The sequence below is a fragment of the Burkholderia sp. MR1-5-21 genome (assembly GCF_053427715.1).
Genome location: NZ_JBSAXD010000008.1, coordinates 63,680 through 89,612, shown reverse-complemented (window position 1 = coordinate 89,612; position 25,933 = coordinate 63,680). Strand labels below are relative to the sequence as shown.

Below are 25,933 nucleotides of genomic sequence, written 5' to 3'. Positions count from 1 at the left end.
AACCACGCGCCGCCCGCACCCTCGCCCGCCGCCCCCGCGGCTGGCGGGCCCGGCGCCCTCGCCGGGGCGGACGGTCATGATACGCACGGGGCGTTCCGCGCAGCATGCGGGGCGCGTCTTTCGCGGCGCACCCGGTGCGCCGTCAAGGACCACATATGTTTCTTCAAGGTTACGGCCCGCTGATCCTCGCAGGCACCTGGCAAACCGTCAAACTGGCGGTGCTTTCGCTCGCGCTGTCGTTCCTGCTGGGCCTCCTCGGCGCGGCCGCGAAGCTGTCGCGCAACCGCTTCACGCACGGCGCAGGCACCGTCTACACGACGCTGATCCGCGGCGTGCCGGACCTCGTGCTGATGCTGCTGCTGTTCTACAGCCTGCAGATCTGGCTGAACCAGCTGACCGACCTCGCGGGCTGGGACCAGATCGACATCGATCCGTTCCTCGCCGGCGTGCTCGTGCTCGGCTTCATCTACGGCGCGTACTTCACCGAGACGTTCCGCGGCGCGTTCCTGTCGGTGCCGCGCGGCCAGCTCGAAGCCGGCAGCGCGTACGGGATGTCGAACTGGCAGGTGTTCGCCCGGATCATGTTCCCGCAGATGATGCGCTTCGCGCTGCCGGGCATCGGCAACAACTGGCAGGTGCTCGTGAAGTCCACGGCGCTCGTGTCGATCATCGGCCTCGCGGATGTCGTGAAGGCGTCGCAGGACGCCGGCAAGGGCACGCTGCGGTTCTTCTTCTTTACGCTGATCGCGGGGGCGATCTACCTGGCCATCACGACGATCTCGAACTTCGTGCTGATGTGGCTTGAAAAGCGCTACTCGACCGGCGTCCGCAAGGCAGACCTATGATCGAACTCATCCAAGAATACTGGCGCAACTATCTCTTCACCGACGGCTACCGCACTACCGGCGTCGCGATCACGCTGTGGCTGCTCGTCGTGTCGATCGGGCTCGGCTTCTGCCTGTCCGTGCCGCTCGCGGTTGCGCGCGTGTCGAAGAAGAAATGGCTGTCGAGCGCGGTATGGCTCTACACGTACGTGTTCCGCGGCACGCCGCTCTACGTGCAGCTGCTGCTGTGCTACACGGGTCTCTACAGCCTGCAGGCCGTGCGCGGCACGCCGATGCTCGACGCGTTCTTCCGCGAAGGGATGAACTGCACGCTGCTCGCGTTCACGCTGAACACCTGCGCATACACGACCGAGATCTTCGCGGGCGCGATCAAGGCGACGTCGTACGGCGAGATCGAGGCCGCGCGCGCGTACGGGATGTCGACCTTCACGATGTACCGCCGCGTGATCCTGCCGTCGGCGCTGCGCCGCGCGCTGCCGCTGTACAGCAACGAGGTGATCCTGATGCTGCACGCGACGACGGTCGCGTTCACGGCGACGGTACCGGACATCCTGAAGATCGCCCGCGACGTCAACTCGGCGACCTACATGTCGTTCCACGCATTCGGCATCGCCGCGCTGCTCTATCTCATGATCTCGTTCACGCTCGTGTGGCTGTTCCGCCAGGCCGAGCGCCGCTGGCTCGCGTATCTGCGCCCGCAGGGCAAGTAAGTTTCCGCAGGACTATTGATGAACTCCCAGACTCAAAAGCTTTTCGTCGACGATCTTCACAAGCGTTACGGCAGCAATGAAGTGCTCAAGGGCGTGTCGCTGAAGGCGAACGCGGGCGACGTGATCAGCGTGATCGGCTCGTCCGGCTCCGGCAAGAGCACGATGCTCCGCTGCATCAACTTCCTCGAGCAGCCGAACGCGGGCCGCATCGTCGTCGACGGCGAGGAAGTGCGCACCACCCCCGACAAGACGGGCGCGCTGCGCGCCAGCGAGCCGAAGCAGCTGCAGCGCGTGCGCACGAAGCTCTCGATGGTCTTCCAGCACTTCAATCTGTGGTCGCACATGAACGTGCTCGAAAACGTGATCGAAGCACCCGTCAACGTGCTGAAGCTGGGCAAGCGCGAAGCCGAGGAGCGTGCGCGCGAGTACCTGGAGAAGGTCGGGCTGCCGCCGCGCGTCGAGAAGCAGTACCCGTCGCACCTGTCGGGCGGCCAGCAGCAGCGCGTGGCGATCGCGCGCGCGCTCGCGATGCACCCGGACGTGATGCTGTTCGACGAGCCGACATCCGCGCTGGACCCGGAGCTCGTCGGCGAAGTGCTGAAGGTGATGCAGAAGCTCGCCGAGGAAGGCCGCACGATGATCGTCGTCACGCACGAGATGGGGTTTGCGCGCAACGTGTCGAACCACGTGATGTTCCTGCACCAGGGCCGCGTCGAGGAAGAAGGCGTGCCGGCCGACGTGTTCGCGAATCCGAAGAGCGAACGGCTGCGGCAGTTCCTGTCGGGCAGCCTCAAGTAATCAGCCTCGGCGGGACACCCCCGCCCCGTCGCGCCGCCGGGCGCCTCGCGGTTCGCCGTGCGGCGCCCGTTTGCGTTTACGCGCGCCGGCTGCATCGCGCGTGCGCGCCGTCGCCCGGACATGCCGGCCGCCCGTCGAACCCATCGCGCGCCCGTTATTACGAAATCCTTACCAACGCCAGCGTTTTGCGCTTACGCGACGTCGTTTCCAGCGTCAATAGTGGCAATCCTTGACGCAACTTCCCGCAAACCGTGTCTCCCTTGCCAGTCAAGGCTTTGACGGCATTCCGGCCGGTCGCGGCGCGTGGTTGCGCGCCGTGTTGCATGGCAATTTGGCGACACGTGTTAGTCAAACAACGATTTCCATCGCCACAAAATTGTATTTTTGCTAAATTAGTAACCAAAGTAGCAAAACGAAGTTCATGAAATGTAGTTTGGCTTCATGACACAACAAGGAGACCCCGCTGGCCAACCCGGCTTCGCGGGCCCGCTCAACGGCAATCCCGTCCGCTTGCCCGCGTGCTGCGCCTACCGGCTTCGCGCGAGGGTCTCCCTGGTTATCCCGCTTTTGTCCGGCGCTCGGGCGCCGGACATCTCGTGCAGTACTGGGTTGACTTTTTGACAGGGTATGGAGGAGATGATGAAGAAAGCTTTGGTCGCCGCAGCGCTGATGGCTGCTGGAGTCGCCGCGCACGCGCAAAGCAGCGTCACGCTGTACGGCCGCCTGGACGCCGGCATCGAGTACTTGAACGGGATGCAGAACGGCGCCCGCTGGCGCGCGGAAAGCGGCGACTGGGGCACGAGCCTGTGGGGCTTGAAAGGTGCCGAAGACATCGGCGCCGGCAACAAGGTGGTCTTCCAGCTCGAAGGCAGCTTCGACACGATGAGCGGCGCAGGCCCGGGCGGCGGCAGCCTGTGGAATCGCTGGGCGACGGTCGGCATTGCGAACGACACGTACGGTACCCTGCTGCTCGGCCGTGAACTCGCGATCGCGAACGGCGTGTGGGACTTCGACCCGCTCGGTCAGACGGCGTGGTCGAGCGCATCGCTGGTGCGCGGCCGCAACTGGAACAAGACGAGCAACAACATTTCGTACCAGTCGCCGAAGCTCTACGGCTTCGACTTCTACGGCCAGTACGCGCTGTCGAACGCGACGAACTGGAACGGCAACGGCACGACCAGCCAGGGCCGCAGCGTCGGTGGTCAGCTGACCTACACGACGTCGCTGTTCCAGGTGCGCGGCATTTACGACGAAGCGCGCGACCCGGCCAACGGCAAGCTCGACGACGTGTTCAACTACTCGCGCGAGTACTTCGCCGGCGTGAACGTGTTCCTCGGCCAGTTCAAGTTGCAGGCGGCCTACCAGACGTCGCACGCTGACGGTGGCCCGGCGATCAACAACGGCATCACGTCGACGCAGCAAGTGTGGGGCGGCGTGACGTGGCAGGCCACGCCGGCGGCGGCGCTGATCGCGGCGGTCTACCACGTGAACGCGAACCACGGCGGCGGCAACGCGAACATCTACACGCTCGGCGGCACGTACAACCTGTCGAAGCGCACGCTGCTCGACTTCCAGGTCGCGACGGTCCGCAACAGCAAGACGGCCAACTTCGGCCTGAACGCGAACGGCGCAGGCACCGACGTGTCGACCGGCAACCCGCACCAGGGCGGCAGCCAGACCGGCGTCTACGCCGGCATCCAGCACCTGTTCTGATCCGGGCACACCTCAAGGAATCGATTCAAGACGTTTTTCCACGCTGCTGCGAGAGGCGCGTATCGGTGCGGTACCCGACAGGGTATCGCACCGTTTTTTATTTGGGACGGGCGACAGGGATTGACCGCCGGCAGCCGAGCCGTCGGCGCTGGCGAAAGGCCGGTCCTGGCTTCTTCGTGCGCACCGACATCGCCGGTGCGCCCGTTCCGGCATGCGGCGTCAGACGGCCGCTTCGTTCTCCTCGCCGGTGCGGATGCGGATCACGCGCTCGACGTCCGACACGAAGATCTTGCCGTCGCCGATCTTGCCCGTGCGCGCGGCGCCGATCACCGCATCGATCACCTGGTCGACCTGGTCTTGCGCGACGACCACCTCGATCTTCATCTTCGGCAGGAAATCGACGACGTACTCCGCGCCGCGATACAGCTCGGTGTGCCCTTTCTGGCGGCCGAAGCCCTTCACCTCGGTCACGGTCAGGCCCGTCAGGCCGACTTCGGCGAGCGCTTCGCGGACTTCGTCCAGCTTGAACGGCTTGATGATGGCGGTGATGCGTTTCATGATGGTTGTCCCTCAGTGCTCGTTTGGATGAACAGACGTGGCCCCGATTCTACGCCGCGCGCGGCTCAATCGAGGCTTTCGGTAAAACGCGACGTGATCGGGTAGCGCCAGTCGCGGCCGAACGCGCGATGCGTGACGCGGATCCCGATCGGCGCCTGGCGCCGCTTGTACTCGTTGATCTTGATGAGCCGGGTGACGCGCTTCACGTCGGCCTCGGCATAACCGGCCGCGACGATCTCGGCGAGCGGGCGATCCTCTTCCATGTACATCCGCATGATCGCGTCGAGCACGTCATACGGCGGCAGGCTGTCCTGGTCGGTCTGGTTCTCGCGCAGTTCCGCGGACGGCGCGCGCGTCAGGATCCGCTCCGGGATGATGTCGCGCTTGCCGTATTCGGCGGCCGCGTTGCGATAGTGGCACAGCCGGTAGACGAGCGTCTTCGCGATGTCCTTGATCACCGCGAAGCCGCCCGCCATGTCGCCGTACAGCGTGCAGTAGCCGACCGCCATCTCGCTCTTGTTGCCGGTCGTCAGCACGATCGAGCCGAACTTGTTCGACAGCGCCATCAACAGCGTGCCGCGGATACGCGCCTGGATGTTCTCCTCGGTCGCGTCCTCCGCGCGGCCCGCGAATTCGCTCGCGAGCGACGCGCGGAACGCGTCGAACATCGGCGCGATCGCGATTTCGTCGTAGCGCACGCCGACGCGCCGCGCCATGTCGGCCGCGTCGGTCGTCGAGATGTCGGCCGTGAAGCGCGACGGCATCATCACCGCGCGCACGCGCTCGTGCCCGAGCGCGTCGCACGCGATCGCGAGCACCAGCGCGGAATCGACGCCGCCCGACAGGCCGATGATCGCGCCGGGGAAGCCGTTCTTGCCGATGTAGTCGCGCACGCCCATCACGAGTGCGCGGTACACCTGCGCCTCGAGCGGCAGTTCGGGCGAGATCGCCGCGGGCAGCGGCCGCGCGCCGTCGAACTCGACGATCGCGTGCCCTTCCTCGAACTGCGGCATCTTCGCGACCAGCGCGCCCGCCGCGTCGAGCACGAACGAGCCGCCGTCGAACACCAGCTCGTCCTGCGCGCCGACGAGGTTCACGTACACCATCGGCAGCCCCGTCTCGCGGATGCGCGCGCGCAGGATGTCCATGCGCACCGCTTCCTTGTTCATGTGATACGGGGAGCCGTTCGGGATCAGCAGCACCTGCGCGCCGGCCGCCTTCGCGATCTGCGCGGCCGACGCGTGCCATGCGTCCTCGCAGATCATCACGCCGTACTTCACGCCGTTCAGCTCGAACACGAGCGGCTCGGCGTCCGTCGCGAAATAGCGCTTCTCGTCGAACACCTCGGCGTTCGGCAGATCCTGCTTGCGGTAGGTGCCGACGATCGCGCCGCCGACGATCAGCGACACCGCGTTGTAGGTATCCGATGGCGGCACGCCGCGCTCGATCGGACGGTTTGCATTACCATCGACGCCTGACGGGCCAGCGTCGCCCGCCGTTCCTTCGCCGGTAGCACGCAGCGGATGGCCGACCAGCACCGCGAGCCCGTCGAACGCCTTCAGCTCGGCCGCGAGCGTGTCGAGCGCCGCCGCCGACGCCGCGTAGAACGCGGGCCGCAGCAGCAGGTCCTCCGGCGGATAGCCGGACAGCGCGAGTTCGGGCGCGATCATCAGCTGCGCACCATCGTTGTGCGCGGCGCGCGCAGCGGCGACGATCCGCGCGACGTTGCCGGCGAAATCGCCGACGGTGACGTTGATTTGAGCGAGAGCGATACGGGTCTTCATGACGGGATCGGCGCTGCCCGGCGGCGCGCCATGAACGGCTGACGAAATCGTCCCGGGGGCGAGCCGCGACTTGCGGCGCGCGTCCGGCGACATCCAACGGTACGCATTCAAACGGTTGACACGGTTGAAACACGAACGCATCGATTATCGCACGGGCATCCTGTCGTCCCCGGCCGAGGTGCCCGCCGACGAATGGAACGCGCTGCTCGCCCTCGACGCGCGCCCGACGCCGTTCCTGCGCCACGAATTCCTCGACGCGCTGCACGTCGCGCGCTGCGCGGTGGACGCGACCGGCTGGTCGCCGCGCTTCGTCACGCTGACCGACGAACGCACGGGCCGGCTCGCGGCCGCCGCGCCCGTCTACCTGAAGAGCCATTCGTACGGCGAATACGTGTTCGACTGGGCGTGGGCGGACGCGTACCAGCGCAACGGCGTGCCCTATTACCCGAAGCTGCTGTGCGCGGTGCCGTTCACGCCCGTGCAGGGCACCCGCGTGCTCGCGGCCGACGACGACGCGCGCCGCCGTCTCGCGGCAACGCTGCTCGCGCTGGCCGAGCAGAGCGACGTGTCGTCGCTGCACGTGCTGTTCCCGACCGAAGCCGAAGCGCAGCTGTTCGACTCGATGGGGATGATGCTGCGCCAGGGCGTGCAGTTCCACTGGGTCAACGACGGCTATCGCCACTTCGACGATTTTCTCGGCACGCTCGAGCAGAAGAAGCGCAAGAACATCCGCGCCGAACGGCGCAAGGTACACGACGCCGGCGTGACGTTCCGGCGCCTCACCGGCGATGCGATCGGCGATGCCGACTGGCGCTTCTTCTCGCGCTGCTACCGGCAGACCTATCGCGACCACTATTCGAGCCCGTACCTGAACCTCGACTTCTTCCGCACGATCGGCGCGACGATGCCGGAGAACCTGCTGCTCGTGATCGCGGAAGCCGACGGCAAGCCGATCGCGAGCGCGCTCGCGGTCTACCAGCGCGACGCGAGCGGCGGCGGCACGCTGTACGGCCGCTACTGGGGCGCGGTCGAGCACGTGCCGTGCCTGCATTTCGAAACCGCGTACTACCAGCTGCTCGAGTTCTGCATTGACGCGGGGCTCGATACGTTCGAAGGCGGCGCGCAGGGCGAGCACAAGCTCGCGCGCGGCTTCCTGCCGACCGTCACGCATTCCGCGCACTGGCTCGCGCATCCGGCGTTTTCGGACGCGGTGTCGCGCTTTCTCGAACGCGAGACGGACCACATCCATTCGTACGTCGACGAACTGCGCGACCACAATCCGTTCAAGCGCGGCGGAGATTAGCGCGGGACGCCTGCGTTTTCTGAGACACTGGCGGCTTCGCCGCATTTCGCCGCATTCCGCCACCCTGTCATGTCCTGGTTCCTGTATCTGATCGAATGCGCCGACGGCAGCGTGTACACCGGCATCACGACCGATGTGGCCGCGCGCTTCGACGAACACGCGGCCGGCAAGGGCGCGCGCTACACGCGCTCGCGCAAGCCGCGCGCCGTGCTCGCGTCGTTCCCGCTTGCCGACCGGTCGAGCGCGTTGCGCGCCGAATACCGGGTCAAGCAGTTGACGGCTGCGCAAAAGCGCGAGCTGGCGGCGGGCAAGCGGACGCTCGAATCCGTGTTGCCGGTCGTCGCGGCAATCGACGCGAACACGGGTGAAAGCGGCGAGGAATCGTCATCGGGCAAGTCGCGCAAGCGGGCGAAGCCAGCCACCGGCGCTGCAGCCGACGACGCCGATTCGAATGCCGCCGTGCGCAAACGCGGGCGCGCCGCGGCAAAGACATCAACACCCCGCGCAGGCTCGGCAGCCAAGGCCACGTCGGCACAGCGCCCGACGTCGAAGAAACAGGCGTCGGCCACCGGCGCGACGCCCGACGCGGCGAAGCCGCGCATCAAGGCGCCAACGACCGGACGCACCGCCGCCAGGAAGTCGAAGGCGCCCCCCAACCCGGCTGCGAAGTCCCGCTCCACGGGCCGCGCTGCATCCGCATCCGCGCCGAAGAAAACGGCCCGCGCAAAACAGAACCGCGCGGCCTCCTGACGAGGCACGCGCGGTTTCTGCACACCGTACGAACCGGCCGTCACGGCCGGCGCGCTGCTTACTTCTTGTAGTTCGCAGCGCCGTCGGTGATTTCCTTGTGCGCTGCGTCGATGCCGGCCCAGCCTTCGACCTTCACCCACTTGCCCTTCTCGAGCGCCTTGTACTGTTCGAAGAAGTGCTTGATCTGGTCCTTCAGGTACTCGGGCACGTCGTCGATCGACTTCAGGTTTGCCGTCATCGGGCAGACCTTGTCGTGCGGCACCGCGACCAGCTTCGCGTCGACGCCCGACTCGTCGGTCATCTGCAGCATGCCGAGCGCGCGCGAACGCACGATCGAGCCGGCCAGCAGCGGGAACGGCGTAATCACCAGCACGTCGACCGGATCGCCGTCGCCCGACAGCGTCTGCGGGATGTAGCCGTAGTTCACCGGGTAGCGCATGCCCGTGCCGATGAAGCGGTCGACGACGAGGAGGCCCAGCTCCTTGTCCGCTTCGTACTTCACCGGATCGCTTTGCGCGGGAATCTCGATGATGACGTTGAAATCTTGCGGCAAGTCCTTGCCGGCCGGAACATGGTTGAAGCTCATGTGCGTTCTCTGTTGGTCGAAGGGAATTCGGGACAGGGCACGCCGACGCGGAGGCACCGCCGCCGGCATGTCCGGAAAGAATGCGCCATTATAGCCAATCGACCGATGGCGTCCGGATGACGAACGGCGCGATAATCGCGCTGAGCGTCCGGCCATCGAACAACAAGCAGCATTGCATGGGACCGGAGTCAGCGCTGAAGCGCCAACGCCGGTCGACCGCGAAGCATGAGACCGGAGCGAGTGCTGAAGCGCCAACTCCGATCGACCGCGAAGCATGGGATCGGAGTAAGCGCTGAAGCGCTAACTCCGATCGACAGGAGCAGGCATGGAAGAGGCAAAGCATTTCATCGCGGGTGAATGGACGTTGCCCGCGCAGCTGGAGACGATCCCGGTCGTCGATCCGTCCGACGGCCAGCCGTTCGCGGCGATCGCGCGCGGCTCCGCCGCCGACATCGAGCGCGCGGTCGCCGCGGCCCGCGACGCGTTCTCGGGCGCGTGGGGCGCGGCGAGCGCCGCCGAGCGCGGCCGGGTGCTGCAGCGGCTGTCGGCGCTCGTCACGGCCCATATCGAGGAACTCGCCGTCATCGAGGCGCGCGACACGGGCAAGCCGCTGAAGCAGGCGCGCGCCGACGCGGCCGCGCTCGCGCGCTACTTCGAGTTCTACGCGGGCGCCGCCGACAAGCTGCACGGCGAAACCCTCCCCTACCAGGCGGGCTACATGGTGCTGACGGTGCGCGAGCCGCACGGCGTCACCGGCCACATCGTCCCGTGGAACTACCCGATGCAGATCTTCGGGCGCAGCGTCGGCGCGGCGCTCGCGGCCGGCAACGCGTGCGTCGTCAAGCCGGCCGAGGACGCGTGCCTGTCCGTGCTGCGCGTTGCCGCGCTGGCCGCCGACGCAGGGCTGCCGGCGGGCGCGCTGAACATCGTCACCGGCTACGGCCATGAGGCGGGCGCGGCGCTCGCCCGCCATCCGGGCATCGACCACATCTCGTTTACGGGCTCGCCCGCGACCGGCAAGCTCGTCGCGCAGATGGCCGCCGAGAATCACGTGCCCGTCACGCTCGAACTCGGCGGCAAGTCGCCGCAGATCGTGTTCGCGGACGCCGATCTCGACGCCGCGCTGCCGGTGCTCGTCAACGCGATCGTGCAGAACGGCGGGCAGACCTGCTCGGCAGGCAGCCGCGTGCTGATCGACCGCGCGGTGTATGAGCCGCTCGTCGAACGGCTCGCGACCGCGTTCAACGGACTCAAGGTCGGCCCGAGCCGCGCGGATCTCGACTGCGGCCCGCTGATCAATGCGAAGCAGCAGCAGCGCGTGTGGGATTTCCTGTCCGACGCGCAGCACGACGGCATCCCGATGGCCGCGCACGGCCAGGTCGTCCCGGAGGCGCCCGAAAGCGGCTTCTACCAGGCACCCGCGCTGCTGCGCGACGTGCCGCCGGAACACCGGCTCGCGCAGGAGGAAGTGTTCGGCCCCGTGCTCGCCGCGATGCGCTTTGGCGACGAAGACGAAGCGATCGCGCTCGCGAACGGCACGCCGTACGGCCTCGTCGCGGGTATCTGGACGCGCGACGGCGCACGCCAGTTGCGCGTCGCGCGAAAGATCCGCGCGGGCCAGGTGTTCGTCAACAACTACGGCGCGGGCGGCGGCGTCGAGCTGCCGTTCGGCGGCGTCGGCCACTCGGGCCACGGCCGCGAGAAAGGCTTCGAGGCGCTGTACGGCTTCACGGTGCTGAAGACCATCGCGATCCGGCACGGCTGAACGCGCGGCGCCGGCGCGGCCGGACGCCACGACAGATAACGGACAAGGAGACACACCATGCGGTTGAGCGGCAAGACGGCGATCGTCACGGGCGGCGGCTCGGGCTTCGGCGAAGGCATCGCGAAGACGTACGCGCGCGAAGGCGCGAACGTCGTCGTCAACGACCTGAACGGCGCGGCCGCCGAACGTGTCGCGAGCGAGATCGCGCTCGCGGGCGGCAAGGCGATCGCGGTCGCGGGCGACGTGTCGCAACGCGACGACTGGCGCACGCTGCTCGACGCCGCGGTCGACGATTTCCACACGGTGCAGATCGTCGTCAACAACGCCGGCACCACGCACCGCAACAAGCCGGTGCTCGACGTGACCGAAGCGGAGTTCGACCGCGTGTACGCTGTCAACATGAAGAGCCTCTACTGGTGCGTGCAGACGCTCGTCCCGTACTTCCGCACGCAGGGCGGCGGCGTGTTCGTGAACGTCGCGTCGACGGCCGGCGTGCGGCCGCGCCCGGGCCTCGTCTGGTACAACAGCACGAAGGGCGCGATGATCACCGCGAGCAAGTCGCTCGCCGCCGAGCTCGGCGCGGACCGCATCCGCGTGAACTGCATCAACCCGGTGCTCGGCGAAACCGGCCTGATGACCGAGTTCATGGGGTGCGAAGACACGCCGGAAAACCGCCAGCGCTTTCTCGCGACGATTCCGCTCGGCCGCTTTTCGACGCCGCAGGACATCGCGAACGCGGCGCTCTATCTCGCATCGGACGAAGCGGAGTTCATCACCGGCGTCTGCCTCGAAGTGGACGGCGGGCGCTGTATCTAGAGCCTGCTCACACCAATAACGGGCCCTTGCCGCACCGGGCCCACCGGCCCGCATCAGACCAAAAACGAACGACAGGAGATGGTATGGCGACATCGACGCATTCGCTGCCGGGTTCGTCCGGCGCATTCGAGGAGGCAACGTACCGCAAGGTCTCGTGGCGGCTCACGCCGCTCCTGCTGCTGTGCTACGTGGTTGCGTATCTCGATCGCGTGAACGTCGGGTTCGCGAAGCTGCAGATGGCGAGCGACCTGAACCTGAGCGACACCGTCTACGGGCTCGGCGCCGGGATCTTCTTCGTCGGCTACTTCCTGTTCGAAATCCCGAGCAACATCATCCTGCACAAGGTCGGCGCGCGCTTGTGGATCGCGCGCATCATGGCGACGTGGGGCGTGATCTCGATACTGACGATGTTCGTCACGACGCCGACGATGTTCTACGTGATGCGTTTCCTGCTCGGCCTCGCCGAGGCGGGCTTCTTCCCCGGCGTGATCCTCTACCTGACCTACTGGTATCCCGCGCACCGGCGCGGCCGGATGACGACGTTCTTCATGACGGCAGTCGCCTTGTCCGGCGTGATCGGCGGACCGATCTCGGGCTTCATCCTGAAGACCTTCGACGGACTGAGCGGCTGGCACGGCTGGCAATGGCTGTTCCTGCTCGAAGGCATTCCGTCGGTGCTGGCGGGCGTGGTCGTGTTCTTCGCGCTCGACGAGCGGATCGCGAACGCGAACTGGCTGACCGACGAGGAAAAGGCCCTGCTCACGCGCAACGTCGACGCCGAGGAAGCGGTGAAGGAAGACCCGTCGCTCGGCACCGTGCTGTCGAGCCCGCGCGTGTGGCTGATGGCGCTCATCTACTTCTCGTTCGTGATGGGGCTCTACGGCGTCGGCTTCTGGCTGCCGACGATCATCAAGGCGACCGGCGTGACCGACACGTTCGCGATCGGCCTGCTGTCGGCGGTCCCGTATGCGGCCGCGGTCGTCGCGATGATCCTGATCGCGCGCAGCGCCGACAAGCGCCGCGAACGACGCTGGCACCTCGCGATTCCGGCCGCGTTCGGCGCGCTCGGGCTCGTGCTGTCGGTGATCTGGGCGCACCAGACCGCGCTTGCGATGATCGGCCTCACGCTCGCGACGATGGGCATCCTGACGACGCTGCCGCTGTTCTGGAGCCTGCCGACCGCGTTCCTCGGCGGCACCGCGGCCGCGGCGGGCATCGCGATGATCAACTCGATCGGCAACCTCGCGGGCTTCCTGAGCCCGTACATGATGGGCTGGCTCAAGCAGGCGACGGGCGCGAACGACACGGGCATGTACATGCTCGCCGCGTTCCTCGTGCTCGGCGGCCTGCTCGCGCTGTCGGTGCCGAAGCGGCTCGTCGACAGATGACGAACCGCGCGCGAAGGCAGGTCGGCTGACGGCCCGTTTTCCTCTTCGGGCCGCGGCGAATCCGCCACGCACCGAAACGCTCCGTTGGTCGGCAATGCGTCACACGGATCGCAGAAATTCCGCAGCAGACAACAAAAAGCCCCGAAAGCCATCTGGCATTCGGGGCTTCTTGCGCTAATCCCGGGCCGCTCGAAGCGGCCGCGCCGGCCGCGTCAGACCACGGTGATCGCGAGCGCGCTTTCGCGGTAGTGCTTTGCCGCCTTGTCGGTTTCGCCAAGATGCTCGAACAGGCGCGCGAGCGCACGATGCGTGCGCACCTTGAGCGCCTCGTTGTCGGCGAGCTTGAGCGCCGCCTCGAGGAACGACTGCGCCTTGCCCCACAGCTGCTGCTGCTGGCAAAGCCGCCCGAGCGCGAACAGCAGGTCGGGGTCTTCCGGATGATCCTTCTTCCACCCTTCCGCCTTCTGGATCAGCGGCAGCGAGTCTGCGCCGGCCGTGTCCGGGTAGCGGCGCAACAGGCGCGCGTCCCAGTTGTGCGCGAGCGCCTCCTCGACGATGCGGCGCGCTTCGGGCCGGCGTTCGAGCGACACGAGCAGTTCGGCCGCGAGATCGGCAAGCCGCGGCGACTGCCGTTCCGTCGCGGACAGCGACTGCCACACCTCGAGCAGCGCGTCCGGATCGTGCCGGCGTTCGCGCAGCAGGTTCTCGGCCGCCTGCTGGCGCAGCCGCACGGCCGCGGCCGGATGGAGCGCCTCGCGCTTTTCGAGCGCCTTCGCGAGCTTCAGCACCTCGGCCCAGTTCTTCAGCTGCTGTTGCGCACGCAGCGCGACCTGCTGCGCATGGATGCGCTTGCCGCCCGCCTGCATCCCGGCGAGCGCGGCGAGCGCGCCGTCGGCATCGCGCGCGTCCGCGCGCATGTCGGCCGCGGCGAGCAGGCGCGCGTCCTGCCATTCCGGCGCGCCGACCTTCGACAGCCAGTCGTCGCGGCGCGTGTATTCATGCATCCGGTGTGCGGCGGTGGCCGCGACGAGGCTCGCCGCGCCCTGGTTCGCGTCGATCGACAGCGCGTCGCGCGCGGCCTTCTCGGCACGCGAGAAACGGCCCGCGTACAGGTTCGAGATCGCGTCGCGCAGCGACGCCTGCGCCTTCTCGTTGCGGGCGCGGGCGCGATATGCGGCCACCCGCTGCGGCATGCGCCAGATGTTGCGCACGATGCGCAACAGCGCGTAGACGACGATGAACAGCACGACGATGCCGATCACGAACAGGTTCAGCGACAGGTCGACCCGGTACGGCGGATAGACGAGCAGCACCTGCCCCGTGTCGAAGCGGCCGACGGTCGCCAGCGCCGCGGCGATCGCGAACAGGATCGCGAGCCAAACGATTCCTCGAAGCGTCATCGTTACCCCCGGCTCTTGAACTGCTGAACGGCGTTCAGGCTGGTGTTCAGGTTCGGCAGCGCGACCGTCAGCGACGCGCCGTCGACCTGCTTCAGCAGATCCTCGACGGTCTGCGTGTCCTTCGATGCCTGGTCGAAATACTTCGCGAGCGACGCCTGCGCGGCGTGCAGGTCGGCCTTCATCGCTGGCTCGTTGCGCGCGAGCAGCGACAGCCGGGCCGTCAGCAGGCGCAGCTTCACGTTCTCGCGCACGAAGTAGCCCTGTTCGGGCGATGCGAGCATCGCATCCGCGTTGTCGATCCGGCGCACCTGCACGAGGCCCTTCAGCTGCTCGCCGAGACCGGCCGAGAAGTCATGCCACCAGATTTTCCAGCGCGATTCGCCGGCCGCGGCAGCCGCGGCCGACGTCTTCGCGGCATCCGCCTGCGCATCGGCCTTCGGCGCCGCTTGCGGCACGATCGCCTCGCCGGAGAGCGGCAGCGCGTCGATCTTCGCGATCGCGTCGTCGAGCTTGATCGCGAGGCCCGTGAGATCCGCGGACGGCGCGGCCTTCAGTTTCTCCACATCCTGCTCGAGCGCCTTGCGCACCGCGACCGCCTGCGGGCTCTGCGACGTCGCGAGACGCGCGTCGGCATTCTGCAGCGCGATCAGCGCGAGCTGCGTGTTGCCCGTGAGCTGCAATTGCTGGCTCGCGCTCGACAGCATCTGGTCGACTTCCTCGAGCATCCACTGGTCGCGGTTGCGCGCGAGATCCTGGTACTGCTGCTGCAGCGCCTGCTGCGCGTTCTGCGCATCGGCGAGCTTGCCGTCGAGCTGCGCGAGCTGCGTATCGACCTGGTGCGTGCTTGCGAGCGCCTGCTCGGTCTTCGTGCGCGTGTCGGCCGCCTGCGCGTCGAGCGCCTTCTGGCGTGCGGCCAACGTGGTGTCGAGCCGGTCGACCTTGCGGTTCAGCGCATAGCCGCCGACGCCCGCCGCGCAGCCGAGCACGACGACGACGAGCCACAGCACCGCGCTGCCGCCGCGGCGCGCGGGCGGCTCGGAAGCCATGTATGGCGGGCTGGACGGCGTCGCGGGAGCAGCGGCCGGCTGGGAAGGGACGCTTTTGGAATCGTTGGTATCAGTCATGCGTTTTGTCACCGGGGCGGCTGTCGCCGATTGGACGGCCTCGTCGGCCATCGTTCGAAACGCGCGGACGATGCGCTCATCGCCCGCGCCGGTCAGCGTAATCCTATCAAAACCCAATGCGCGCGCGGTCTGCTCGATCCGCGGATGCGGCGTCACGAGCGGCGCATGCTTCAGCGCGTCGATCTCGGCCTCGGTCAGGTGCGCGTGCGCGAGCTCGTGCAGGTTGCGCACGCCTTCCGAACTCGTGACGAGCCACGCGTGCGGCTCGCCGCCGAGCAGCGCGTGCACGCGCTCCCACGTGCCGATGCGCGGCTCCGGCACGACGCGCCGGTACGCAGCGACGAGCTGCACGTCGGCGCCCGCTTCGCGCAGCCGCTCCGCGAGCCATTCGCGGCCGCCGTCGCCGCGCACGATCAGCACGCGCTTGCCGGCAAGCGCCGCCGCGCCGCCGAATGCGGCTTCGATGCATGCGAACAGGCTTTCGGAGTCGTAATGCGGCGCGCTGCCGTCAGCGGGCGCCTGCGGCGCGATCACGCGGTACGCAGGCGCGGCAATGCCGTGCCGCTCGAGCGCGGCAACGCTGCCGGGCCCGACGACGCCGACCGGCAGCGCATTCGGCCAGATCGCGCCGTACTGCGCGAGCGCGCGGTCGATCGCGTTCGGCGACACGAAGATCACGAGCGCATAGTCGGCCAGCGCCGCGAACGCGGCGTCGAGCGGCGCCGGATCGTCGAGCGGCGCGATGTCGATCAGCGGAAATTCAAGGACGTCGCAGCCGGCGTCGGCCAGTTGTGCGGCCAGCCCGGCCGACTGCCCGTCCGGGCGCGTGAGGACGGCGGTGAACGCGCGTGCGCCGCCCGCCATCAGGCGTCGCCCGTGCCGGCCTGCGAGCCGGCGAGCAGCGCACGGACGATGTCGAGCGCGCCTTGCGCCTCGAGTTCGTCGGCAACCGCGCGGCCAAGCGCGAGCGCGTCGGCGACGGTCATCGCCGCCCCGCACGCCTCGGCCGTCAGCACGCGCTTGCCGTCGGTCGTCGACACGCGGCCCGTCAGGTACAGCTCGCCGGCGCGCCACACCGCGTGCGCGGCGAGCGGCACCTCGCAGCTGCCGCCGAGCGCGCGCGACACCATCCGCTCGGCCTCGACCGCGAGCGCGGTCGCGTGGTCGTGCAGCGGCGCGAGCCAGGCGGCGACGTCGGTGCGGCGCGATGCGATCTCGATGCCGAGCGCGCCCTGGCCCGCTGCGGGCGGGCTGTCCTCGACGTCGATGAGCGCGCGGATCCGCGCTTCGAGGCCCAGGCGCTTGAGCCCGGCCGCCGCGAGGATGATCGCCGCGTAGTCGCCGCGATCGAGCTTCGCGAGGCGCGTGTCGAGGTTGCCGCGCAGCGGCTGCACCTGCAGGTGCGGATAGCGCGCGCGCAGCATCGCCTCGCGGCGCAGGCTCGACGTGCCGACGACGGCGCCGGCCGGCAGCGCGTCGAGCGACGCATGGTGGTTCGACACGAACGCATCGCGCGGGTCTTCGCGGCTCATGATCGCCGTGAGCGCGAAGCCGTCGGGCAGCGCCATCGGCACGTCCTTCAGCGAATGCACGGCGAGATCGGCACGGCCGTCGGCGAGCGCGTTTTCCAGCTCCTTGACGAAGAGGCCCTTGCCGCCGACCTTCGACAGCGTGCGATCGAGAATTTGATCGCCACGGGTCGTCATCCCGAGGATTTTCACGTCACAAGCTGGATATAATTTGCGCAGCGCATCACGCACATGTTCGGCTTGCCACATCGCCAGGCGGCTCTCGCGCGAAGCAATCGTCAGCGTCGCCGGCGGCTGTGCCGATAGAGTCTCGGAATTCATTGCTGGAACAATCGAAGAACGGGATGGAAGATCGAACAATGGTAGCACGCACGCCCTCGCCCGCCCGGGCGCGGAACCGGCCCGACGCCGCCTGGCGCGGGCCGCGGCGGCGATGCGCGGATGTGCCGCAGCCCCAGCTTGTCGCTTGACCGCAGTTCCCGCAGTTTCCGCAGTTCCTTTTGACTCGAGCTTTCCCAAGGAAACCCATCGTGAAGTCTTCCGGATCGGCGCGTACGGCGCGCCGCAATGCTGCCTTGCCCTCCTCCGACGCCCAGACGGGCTCCATCGCCGCCGCTGCGAACGGTCGTGCGAAATCGGCAACCAAACCGGCAACGAAACCGAAAGACCCGATACGTCAGACAAAACGCGCGGTGAAAGCCGCCAATGACGGCACGGCAGCGAGCACGCTGAAGCCGCAGGCGCGCACCCGCGAGGACAAGGACCGTCCGCTCTTCGAAGACATCCGCTACCTCGGCCGCCTGCTCGGCGACGTCGTGCGCGAGCAGGAAGGCGACGCGGTGTTCGACGTCGTCGAGACGATCCGCCAGACGGCCGTGAAATTCCGCCGCGAAGACGACCGCGAAGCCGCGCAGACGCTCGAGAAGAAGCTGCGCAAGCTGACCCCCGAGCAGACGGTGAGCGTCGTGCGCGCGTTCAGCTATTTCTCGCACCTCGCGAACATCGCCGAGGACCGCCACCACAACCGCCGCCGCCGCATCCACGCGCTCGCCGGCTCGACGCCGCAACCGGGCACGGTCGCGTTCGCGCTCGAGCAGCTGAAGCAGACGGGCGGCGCATCGAAGGGCGTGCTGCAGCGCTTCTTCGACGACGCGCTGATCGTCCCCGTGCTGACCGCGCACCCGACCGAGGTGCAGCGCAAGAGCATCCTCGACGCGCAGCACGACATTGCGCGCCTGCTCGCCGAGCGCGACCAGCAGCTGACGACGCGCGAACGCGCGTACAACGAGTCGATGCTGCGCGCGCGCGTGACGGCGCTGTGGCAGACGCGGATGCTGCGCGATGCGCGCCTCACCGTCGGCGACGAGATCGAGAACGCGCTGTCGTACTACCGCGCGACGTTTCTCGACGAGCTGCCCGCGCTGTACGGCGACATCGAGGCCGCGCTCGCCGAGCACGGCCTGCCCGCGCGCGTGCCGGCATTCTTCCAGATGGGCAGCTGGATCGGCGGCGACCGCGACGGCAACCCGAACGTCACCGCGACGACGCTCGACGAGGCGATCAACCGCCAGTCGGCGGTAATCATCGAGCACTACCTGGAACAGGTGCACAAGCTCGGCGCCGAGCTGTCGGTATCGAACCTGCTCGTCGGCGCGAACGACGCAGTGAAGGCGCTCGCCGCCGCCTCGCCCGACCAGTCGCCGCACCGCGTCGACGAACCGTACCGCCGCGCGCTGATCGGCATCTACACGCGGCTCGCTGCGAGCGCGCGCGTGCGGCTCGGCGAAGGCACGGTGCCCGTGCGCAGCGCCGGACGCGGCGCGCCGCCCGTGCGCGCGACGCCGTATGCGGATTCCGAGGAATTCGTGCGCGACCTGAAGGTGCTGATGGAGTCGCTCGCCGAGCATCACGGCGCGTCGCTCGCCGCGCCGCGCCTCGCGCCGCTCGCGCGCGCGGCCGAAGTGTTCGGCTTCCATCTCGCGAGCATCGACCTGCGGCAAAGCTCCGACATCCACGAGGCCGTCGTGGCCGAGCTGTTCGCGCGCGCGGGCGTCGAGGCCGACTATGCAGCGCTCGCCGAGGAAGACAAGCTGCGCATGCTGCTCGCCGCGCTCGCCGACCCGCGGCCGCTGCGCTCGCCGTACCTCGAATACTCGGCGCTCGCGCAGAGCGAGCTCGGGGTATTCGAGAAGGCACGTGCGGTGCGCGCACAGTTCGGGCCGCGCGCGGTGCGCAACTACATCATTTCGCACACCGAGACGGTCAGCGACCTCGTCGAGGTGCTGCTGCTGCAGAAGGAAACGGGCCTGCTCGAAGGGTCGCTCGGCGCGAAGCACGGCGGCGCGAGGAACGGCCTGATGGTGATCCCGCTGTTCGAGACGATCCCCGACCTGCGCGACGCGTCGCGGATCATGCGCGAGTACTTCGCGCTGCCGGGCGTCGACGCGCTGGTCGCCCACCAGGGCGGCGAGCAGGAAGTGATGCTCGGCTACTCGGACAGCAACAAGGACGGCGGCTTCCTGACGTCGAACTGGGAGCTGTATCGCGCCGAGCTCGCGCTCGTCGACCTGTTCCGCGAGCGCGGCATCACGCTGCGGCTGTTCCATGGCCGCGGCGGCACGGTCGGCCGCGGCGGCGGCCCGACCTATCAGGCGATCCTGTCGCAGCCGCCCGGCACCGTGAACGGCCAGATCCGCCTGACCGAACAGGGCGAGGTGATCGCGAGCAAGTTCGCGAACCCGGAAATCGGCCGGCGCAACCTCGAGACGGTCGTCGCCGCGACGCTCGAAGCATCGCTGCTGCCGCAGTCGAACGCGCCCGCGCAGCTGCCCGCGTTCGAGGCCGCCATGCAGGCGCTGTCCGACAGCGCGATGGCCGCGTACCGCGCGCTCGTCTACGAGACCCCCGGCTTCACCGACTACTTCTTCTCGTCGACGCCGATCACCGAGATCGCCGAGCTGAACATCGGCAGCCGTCCCGCGTCGCGCAAGCTGCAGGACCCGAAGAACCGGAAGATCGAGGATCTGCGCGCGATTCCGTGGGGCTTCTCGTGGGGCCAGTGCCGCCTGCTGCTGACCGGCTGGTACGGTTTCGGCAGCGCGGTGGCCGCTTACCTCGACGGCGCGACGGACGACGCCGAGCGCAGCAAGCGTCTTGCGCTGCTGAAGAAGATGCACAAGACCTGGCCGTTCTTCTCGAACCTGCTGTCGAACATGGACATGGTGCTCGCGAAGACCGATCTCGCGGTCGCGTCGCGCTATGCGCAGCTCGTCGCGGACAAGAAGCTGCGCAAGCACGTGTTCGACCGGATCGTCGGCGAGTGGGAACGCACGTCGCAGGCGCTCGCCGAGATCACCGGCCACGACAGCCGGCTCGCGACGAACCCGCTGCTCGCGCGCTCGATCAAGAACCGCTTCCCGTACCTCGATCCGCTGAACCACCTGCAGGTCGAGCTGATCAAGCGGCACCGCGCGGGCGACACCAACGCGCGGCTGCGGCGCGGGATTCACCTGACCATCAACGGGATCGCGGCCGGCCTGCGTAACACGGGCTGATCCGCGAACCCGGTGCGGCGCATGCAGCGCATGTGCCGCACCGGAAACACATCGGCCGCGACACGCATTCGCGTGTGTCGCGGCCTTTTTTGTCTGGCGCGATGCGGGGATCGCCGGGCAGCGCGCCCGCCCCCTGCCTCGGCGCGGTGCCGGCGCGCTCGTCAGCGCGCGTCGATCATCAACGCGTCGTGCTCGAACGAGCCGTCCGGCTGCACGGCGTAATAGCCGCGCACCTCGTCGGGCGCATGCGCCCACAGCGCGCGGATGCCCGCCACGCTGTCGGCCGGCGTGCGGATCCGCGCGACCCACGTATCGAAATCGATCGGCAGGCGCCAGCGGGTCGCCACCTGCGCGTCGAAGCCCGCGTCGCGAAACATCGCGAGCCATTCGTCGGCCCGGTAATCGCGCACGTGCGACGCGTCGCGCAACACTTCCGCCGCCTGCAGGTAAGTGTCGAGGAGCGGATGATCGTGACCGGCGATGTCGATCATCAGCACCCGGCCGCCCGGCTTAAGCACCCGGCGCATTTCGGCGAGTGCGGCCCGCACGTCGTGCCAGTGGTGCGCGCTCATCCGGCTCACGACCCAGTCGAACGTCGCCGCCTCGAACGGCAGCCGCTCGGCCGGCCCGTGACAGGTGCGGATGTTCGCGAGACCGCGCTCGCGCGCTGCCGCATCGACGGTCGCGAGCATCTGCGGCGCGAGGTCGTACGCGACGACTTCGCGCGCGTGCGGCGCGACCGCGAAGCTCGCATGGCCCGCGCCGCACCCCAGGTCGAGCACCGCGGCCCCCGGCGTCGCGCGCACCGCGTCGGCGAGCGCCTGCATGTCGGCGCCCGTCGCATGCACGGCGCTCGTCAGATAGGCGGCGGCAGTCGAGCCGAACGCATCGGCAACCTGGTCGTGATGTTTCATTGCACTCTCCTCGGTGGGAACCGTCCGCACCGATGCGGGCGGACGCGTGAGCCGCTACAATAGGCCCGCGCCTGTACCAGTACAAGACAAGAAGTTATTCTGGTATTCGATCCACCTGCCTGAAGTCTGACGCATGAACCTTCCGCCCGCCGCCCCCACCCCGCCGCTCGACGCGACGCCTGCCCGCGCGCTCGGCGACTTCATCCGTGCGCACCGCGAGCGCCTGTCGCCGCAGGCCGTCGGCCTGCCGCCCGGCCCGCGCCGCCGCACGCCCGGCTTGCGGCGCGAGGAAGTCGCGCAGCTGTGCGGCGTGAGCCCGACCTGGTACACGTGGATCGAGCAAGGCCGTCCGGTGTCCGCGTCGGCCGACGCGCTCGCGCGGATCGCGGTCGCGCTGCAGCTGTCGAAGGCCGAGCGCGCGTACCTGTTCGAGCTGGCCGCGCAGCGCGACCCGGCCGAGCCGGACGTCGCGGCCGGCGACCTGCCGCCGACGCTCGCCGCGACCGTCGCCGCAATCGCGACGCCCGCCTACGTGCTCGACCGGCAATGGAACGCACTCGCGTGGAACCCGCCCGCCGCCGCGCTGTTTGCCGGCTGGCTCGACGGCGATCACGACCGCAACCTGCTGCGCTTCACGTTCATGTCGCCGGCCGCGCGCGCGCTGATCGTCGACTGGGACACCCGCGCGCGCCGGCTTGCGGCCGAATTCCGGGCCGACTCGATCCGCCACCTGGCCGATGCGCCGACCCGCGCGCTGATCGACGCGCTGACGGCCGGCAGCGACGCGTTCGCGCACTACTGGGCGTCGCAGGACGTATTCGAGCGCGAAGGCGGCCTGCGCGAGTTCGACCATCCGGCCGACGGCCGGCTCGTGTACCAGCAGATCACGCTGAAGCCCGCGCACCGCGAGGACCTGAAGCTCGTCGTGCTGGTGCGCGAATAGCGCGCGATCGCGCCGATACGGCCCCGCGCGACGCCAGCGGGCGCCCGCAGCGGGCCTGCGGCGAGCCGCCGGACGCCAGGCGCGCGGACGGTTTCGACGCCCGCATGCGGCGGGCCTCGGCGGCCCGGGCGGCGCGGCGGGCGGGCCCGCCCGAGCCACGGCGCGCGCGCTCGCGAATGTTAGAATCCCCGGATTCCTCGCGGCGCACGCCGCCCAACATCCCTTCGAAGAATCGCCATGACGTCCCAACTGCACAAAAAGGGCGAGGCCTGGTCGGCCCGCTTCTCGGAACCGATGTCCGAGCTGGTCAAGCGCTACACGTCGTCGGTGTTTTTCGACAAGCGCCTCGCGCTCGTCGACATCGCCGGCTCGCTCGCGCACGCGAAGATGCTCGCCGCGCAGAAGATCATCAGCGCCGACGACCTGGCGGCGATCGAACGCGGGATGGCGCAGATCCAGGGCGAGATCGAGCGCGGCGAATTCGAATGGCAGCTCGACCTCGAGGACGTCCACCTGAACATCGAGGCGCGCCTGACCGCGCTGATCGGCGATGCCGGCAAGCGCCTGCACACGGGCCGCTCGCGCAACGACCAGGTCGCGACCGACATCCGCCTGTGGCTGCGCGGCGAGGTCGACCGGATCGGCGGCCTCTTGAACGACCTGCGCGGCGCGCTGATCGACCTCGCCGAGCAGAATGCCGACACGATCATGCCCGGCTTCACGCACCTGCAGGTCGCGCAGCCGGTCACGTTCGGCCATCACCTGCTCGCGTACGTCGAGATGTTCTCGCGCGACGCGGAACGCATGCGCGACTGCCGCACCCGCGTGAACCGCCTGCCGCTCGGCGCGGCAGCGCTCGCCGGCACGAGCTACCCGATCGACCGCCACGCGGTCGCGAAGACCCTCGGCTTCGACGGCATCTGCGCGAACTCGCTCGACGCGGTGTCGGATCGCGACTTCGCGATCGAATTCACCGCAGCGTCCGCGCTCGTGATGACGCACGTGTCGCGCTTCTCGGAAGAGCTCGTGCTGTGGATGAGCCCGCGCGTCGGCTTCATCGACATCGCCGACCGCTTCTGCACGGGCAGCTCGATCATGCCGCAGAAGAAGAACCCGGACGTGCCCGAGCTCGCGCGCGGCAAGACGGGCCGCGTGAACGGCCACCTGATGGCGCTGCTCACGCTGATGAAGGGCCAGCCGCTCGCGTACAACAAGGACAACCAGGAAGACAAGGAGCCGCTGTTCGACACGGTCGACACCGTCGCCGACACGCTGCGGATCTTCGCCGAGATGGTCGCCGGCATCACCGTGAAGCCGGACGCGATGCGCGCGGCGGCGCTGCAGGGCTTCTCGACCGCGACCGACCTCGCCGACTACCTCGTGAAGCGCGGCCTGCCGTTCCGCGACGCGCACGAGGCCGTCGCGCACGCGGTGCGGATCTGCGACGATCGCGGCATCGACCTCGCCGACCTGACGCTCGACGAAATGAAGCAGGAACTGCCGAACGTCGCGCACCTGATCGGCGACGACGTGTTCGGCTACCTGACGCTCGAAGGCTCGGTCGCAAGCCGCAACCACCCGGGCGGCACGGCGCCGGACCAGGTGCGCGCCGCAGTGAAGGCCGCGCGCGCCGCGCTCGGCAAGTAAGCCTGCCGCACCGGACGGACGCCTCTGCGGCGTCCGTTTTTCGTTTGCGCGGCCATGCACGTTGCGTGCGCCGCGCGTCCCCGCCCCCGACTCCCGGATCTCCGCCATGACGTTCTCCGCCGCGATCTTCGACATGGACGGCCTGCTCATCGATTCCGAGCGGACCATCATGAACACGTGGATCGACGTGTCGCACGCCCATGGCGTCGCGCTGTCCGTCGCCGACTATCTGCAGATCGTCGGCCGCTCGTTCGCGGAAGGCCAGGTGATCCTCGCGGGCATCATCGGCGACGCCAACACGTTCCAGTCGGTGCGCACGCGCGTGCGCGAACAGCTCGCCGCGCCGGAACCCCATCCGAAGTTCCCGCTGAAGCCCGGCGCGCATGCGCTGCTGTCCGCGCTCGCGCAGGCCAGCATCCCGTGCGCGGTCGCGTCGTCGTCCGCGCGCGACGTGATCCGCGCGCGGCTCGACGCGGTCGGCGCGCTGCCGTTCTTCCACGCGATCGCGGGCGGCGACGAAGTCACGCGCGGCAAGCCCGACCCGGCCGTCTACCGGCTCGCGGCCGAACGGCTCGGCGTGCCGGCCCACGCGTGCGTCGCGTTCGAGGACAGCGACTTCGGCGCGCAGGCCGCCGCAGGCGCAGGCGCCGCCGTGGTCACGGTGCCCGACCTGAAGGCGCCGACGCCCGAGATCGTCGCGCTGAGCCTGCACGTGCTCGCATCGCTCGACGACGCGCTTGCGCTGATGCCCGCCTGGTTCGGCCTGCACGACGCCCGGCATCCGTGACCGGACCGCACGCCCGCGCAGCGACGGACGCTGCGCAGGCGGCCTCGTACCCGCTTCACCGACGCATCCCCCAAACGCAAACGGGCACCTCGCGGTGCCCGTCCTGCATTGCCGTCGCGCAATCTCGCATACCTGCATGCGGCACGCGCGCGGCGCTCATTTGTTGCCGGCCGTCTCCGACAGACGCTTCATCGTCGCGATGCGCGCGCCGATGATGTCGATGCGCCCGTCCTCGCCGACGAGCGGCGCCGTCGCATCGCGATAGGCGATCCACGCGCGCTGCGCATGCGCGAGCGTCGCGGCCGAATGGGCGGGCATCTTGCGCCGCAGCTTCTGGTAATAGCGGTTCAGGTCGAACAGCGCGTGCTCGCACGCGGCATCCTGGTCGCACGGCCGGATGCGGCGCGCAGGATCGCGCGCGGCATTCGATGCGCCGTTCTGCGTGCCGTTCTGCGTGCCGCTTTGCGTAACGCTTTGCGAGCCGTTTTGCGTGCCGTTCGCCGCAGCATTCGACGCGCCGCCGGCATTGGCCGCCGTCGGCTGCGACCCGCCGTTCGGCGCCGGCACCGGGGCCGGCGGCGGCGCATAGCGGTCGGCGGCCGCCCGCAGCGCGAGCGCACGATCGCGCACCGGCTGCAACTGCATGTCGGCGCTCGCCATCGTGTACATCGTGCCGCGCGTCGTGTCGTACACGGCCTTCAGCAGTTGCACTTCGTCCTTGCGCCATGCCACCCAGCGCCGCTGGCTCTCCTGCCAGCCGCGCTTCGCGTCGTCGGGCGCATCGTTCAGCAGGCGCTTGTACGCACCGTCCATCACCGCCTGCCACTGCTGCTGCGCTTCGCCCATGCACTGGATCTGCCCGGCCGTCGACGAGCGGTCGCGCCGCGCGAGACACTGCCGCATCGCCACGTCGTTCGGGTCGGCCGCCGCGACTTCCGCATGCGCCGCGCCCGACCAGGCAGCCCAGGCGATGAGCGCAGCCGCGGCCGCGCGCATCGTCCTGTTTCGGTTCCGCGCCA

21 protein-coding genes are annotated in these 25,933 nt (G+C 68.7%); 13 read left to right on the top strand and 8 right to left on the bottom strand.

Annotated features, from left to right (window positions below; translation table 11 throughout):
* Positions 1-155: 155 nt before the first annotated feature.
* The 4 genes from ACV229_RS13340 (at position 156) to ACV229_RS13325 (ending at position 4,066) form a co-directional block, all read left to right on the top strand.
* Entirely contained in the window at positions 156-845 is a 690-nt protein-coding gene (locus tag ACV229_RS13340) for an ABC transporter permease (protein WP_448083595.1), read from the top strand.
* Positions 842-1,555, top strand: coding sequence for an ABC transporter permease (locus ACV229_RS13335; protein WP_448083594.1), 714 nt, complete (start codon positions 842-844; stop codon positions 1,553-1,555). The genes ACV229_RS13340 and ACV229_RS13335 overlap by 4 nt, the downstream gene beginning before the upstream one ends.
* Positions 1,556-1,573: 18 nt before the next feature.
* The gene (locus ACV229_RS13330; RefSeq protein ID WP_448083593.1) at positions 1,574-2,353 is read left to right on the top strand and encodes an ABC transporter ATP-binding protein; all 780 of its coding nucleotides are present in this window, start codon (positions 1,574-1,576) and stop codon (positions 2,351-2,353) included.
* A gap of 639 nt (positions 2,354-2,992) precedes the next feature.
* Positions 2,993-4,066, top strand: a complete 1,074-nt coding sequence (locus ACV229_RS13325) for a porin (RefSeq protein ID WP_448083592.1) — start codon at positions 2,993-2,995, stop codon at positions 4,064-4,066.
* A 219-nt stretch (positions 4,067-4,285) separates the two neighbouring features.
* On the opposite strand, the gene ACV229_RS13320 is transcribed toward ACV229_RS13325, so the two are convergent.
* Entirely contained in the window at positions 4,286-4,624 is a 339-nt protein-coding gene (locus ACV229_RS13320; protein WP_448083591.1) for a P-II family nitrogen regulator, read from the bottom strand.
* Between the two features lie 65 nt (positions 4,625-4,689).
* Complete coding sequence (locus ACV229_RS13315) at positions 4,690-6,408, bottom strand: NAD+ synthase (RefSeq protein ID WP_448083590.1); 1,719 nt, start codon at positions 6,406-6,408, stop codon at positions 4,690-4,692.
* A 124-nt stretch (positions 6,409-6,532) separates the two neighbouring features.
* Here ACV229_RS13315 and ACV229_RS13310 point away from each other — a divergent pair, with 124 nt between their 5' ends.
* Complete coding sequence (locus ACV229_RS13310) at positions 6,533-7,711, top strand: GNAT family N-acetyltransferase (protein WP_448083589.1); 1,179 nt, start codon at positions 6,533-6,535, stop codon at positions 7,709-7,711.
* A 69-nt stretch (positions 7,712-7,780) separates the two neighbouring features.
* Positions 7,781-8,461: a GIY-YIG nuclease family protein gene (locus ACV229_RS13305; protein WP_448083588.1), complete on the top strand. Its 681-nt coding sequence runs from the start codon at positions 7,781-7,783 to the stop codon at positions 8,459-8,461.
* Positions 8,462-8,519: 58 nt separating this feature from the next.
* Here ACV229_RS13305 and ppa read toward each other — a convergent pair whose 3' ends face one another.
* Positions 8,520-9,047, bottom strand: a complete 528-nt coding sequence (gene ppa / locus ACV229_RS13300) for an inorganic diphosphatase (RefSeq protein WP_010091037.1) — start codon at positions 9,045-9,047, stop codon at positions 8,520-8,522.
* Positions 9,048-9,372: 325 nt separating this feature from the next.
* On the opposite strand from ppa, the gene ACV229_RS13295 reads away from it, so the two are divergent.
* From ACV229_RS13295 to ACV229_RS13285, 3 genes are all read left to right on the top strand, one after another.
* Entirely contained in the window at positions 9,373-10,812 is a 1,440-nt protein-coding gene (locus tag ACV229_RS13295) for an aldehyde dehydrogenase family protein (protein WP_448083587.1), read from the top strand.
* 57 nt (positions 10,813-10,869) lie between these two features.
* Complete coding sequence (locus ACV229_RS13290) at positions 10,870-11,628, top strand: SDR family oxidoreductase (protein ID WP_448083586.1); 759 nt, start codon at positions 10,870-10,872, stop codon at positions 11,626-11,628.
* An 83-nt stretch (positions 11,629-11,711) separates the two neighbouring features.
* Positions 11,712-13,016 (top strand): MFS transporter, encoded by a 1,305-nt coding sequence (locus ACV229_RS13285; RefSeq protein WP_448083585.1) that lies wholly within the window; start codon positions 11,712-11,714, stop codon positions 13,014-13,016.
* A gap of 212 nt (positions 13,017-13,228) precedes the next feature.
* On the opposite strand, the gene ACV229_RS13280 is transcribed toward ACV229_RS13285, so the two are convergent.
* The 3 genes from ACV229_RS13280 to hemC are packed head-to-tail and all read right to left on the bottom strand — an operon-like array spanning position 13,229 to position 17,390.
* Positions 13,229-14,416: a heme biosynthesis HemY N-terminal domain-containing protein gene (locus ACV229_RS13280; protein ID WP_448083584.1), complete on the bottom strand. Its 1,188-nt coding sequence runs from the start codon at positions 14,414-14,416 to the stop codon at positions 13,229-13,231.
* 2 nt (positions 14,417-14,418) lie between these two features.
* The gene (gene hemDX, locus ACV229_RS13275) at positions 14,419-16,404 is read right to left on the bottom strand and encodes a fused uroporphyrinogen-III synthase HemD/membrane protein HemX (RefSeq protein WP_448083583.1); all 1,986 of its coding nucleotides are present in this window, start codon (positions 16,402-16,404) and stop codon (positions 14,419-14,421) included.
* Positions 16,404-17,390: a hydroxymethylbilane synthase gene (gene hemC / locus ACV229_RS13270; RefSeq protein WP_448083582.1), complete on the bottom strand. Its 987-nt coding sequence runs from the start codon at positions 17,388-17,390 to the stop codon at positions 16,404-16,406. The genes hemDX and hemC overlap by 1 nt, the downstream gene beginning before the upstream one ends.
* 209 nt (positions 17,391-17,599) lie before the next feature.
* Between hemC and ppc the strand changes: the two genes are divergently transcribed.
* Positions 17,600-20,623: a phosphoenolpyruvate carboxylase gene (gene ppc / locus ACV229_RS13265; RefSeq protein ID WP_448083581.1), complete on the top strand. Its 3,024-nt coding sequence runs from the start codon at positions 17,600-17,602 to the stop codon at positions 20,621-20,623.
* 161 nt (positions 20,624-20,784) lie between these two features.
* Here ppc and ACV229_RS13260 read toward each other — a convergent pair whose 3' ends face one another.
* The gene (locus ACV229_RS13260; RefSeq protein ID WP_448083580.1) at positions 20,785-21,537 is read right to left on the bottom strand and encodes a class I SAM-dependent methyltransferase; all 753 of its coding nucleotides are present in this window, start codon (positions 21,535-21,537) and stop codon (positions 20,785-20,787) included.
* 133 nt (positions 21,538-21,670) lie between these two features.
* Here ACV229_RS13260 and ACV229_RS13255 point away from each other — a divergent pair, with 133 nt between their 5' ends.
* The 3 genes from ACV229_RS13255 to ACV229_RS13245 all read left to right on the top strand — a co-directional run bounded on the left by ACV229_RS13255 (position 21,671) and on the right by ACV229_RS13245 (position 24,914).
* On the top strand, positions 21,671-22,480 hold the full coding sequence (locus ACV229_RS13255; RefSeq protein WP_448083579.1) for a helix-turn-helix transcriptional regulator: 810 nt from the start codon (positions 21,671-21,673) through the stop codon (positions 22,478-22,480).
* A 237-nt stretch (positions 22,481-22,717) separates the two neighbouring features.
* Positions 22,718-24,127 carry an argininosuccinate lyase gene (argH, locus tag ACV229_RS13250; protein WP_448083578.1) on the top strand — a complete coding sequence of 470 codons (1,410 nt, stop codon included), beginning with the start codon at positions 22,718-22,720 and terminating at the stop codon, positions 24,125-24,127.
* A 106-nt stretch (positions 24,128-24,233) separates the two neighbouring features.
* Positions 24,234-24,914, top strand: a complete 681-nt coding sequence (locus ACV229_RS13245) for an HAD family hydrolase (RefSeq protein WP_448083577.1) — start codon at positions 24,234-24,236, stop codon at positions 24,912-24,914.
* A 156-nt stretch (positions 24,915-25,070) separates the two neighbouring features.
* Here ACV229_RS13245 and ACV229_RS13240 read toward each other — a convergent pair whose 3' ends face one another.
* Positions 25,071-25,910, bottom strand: coding sequence for a lysozyme inhibitor LprI family protein (locus ACV229_RS13240; RefSeq protein WP_448083576.1), 840 nt, complete (start codon positions 25,908-25,910; stop codon positions 25,071-25,073).
* Positions 25,911-25,933 lie beyond the last annotated feature (23 nt).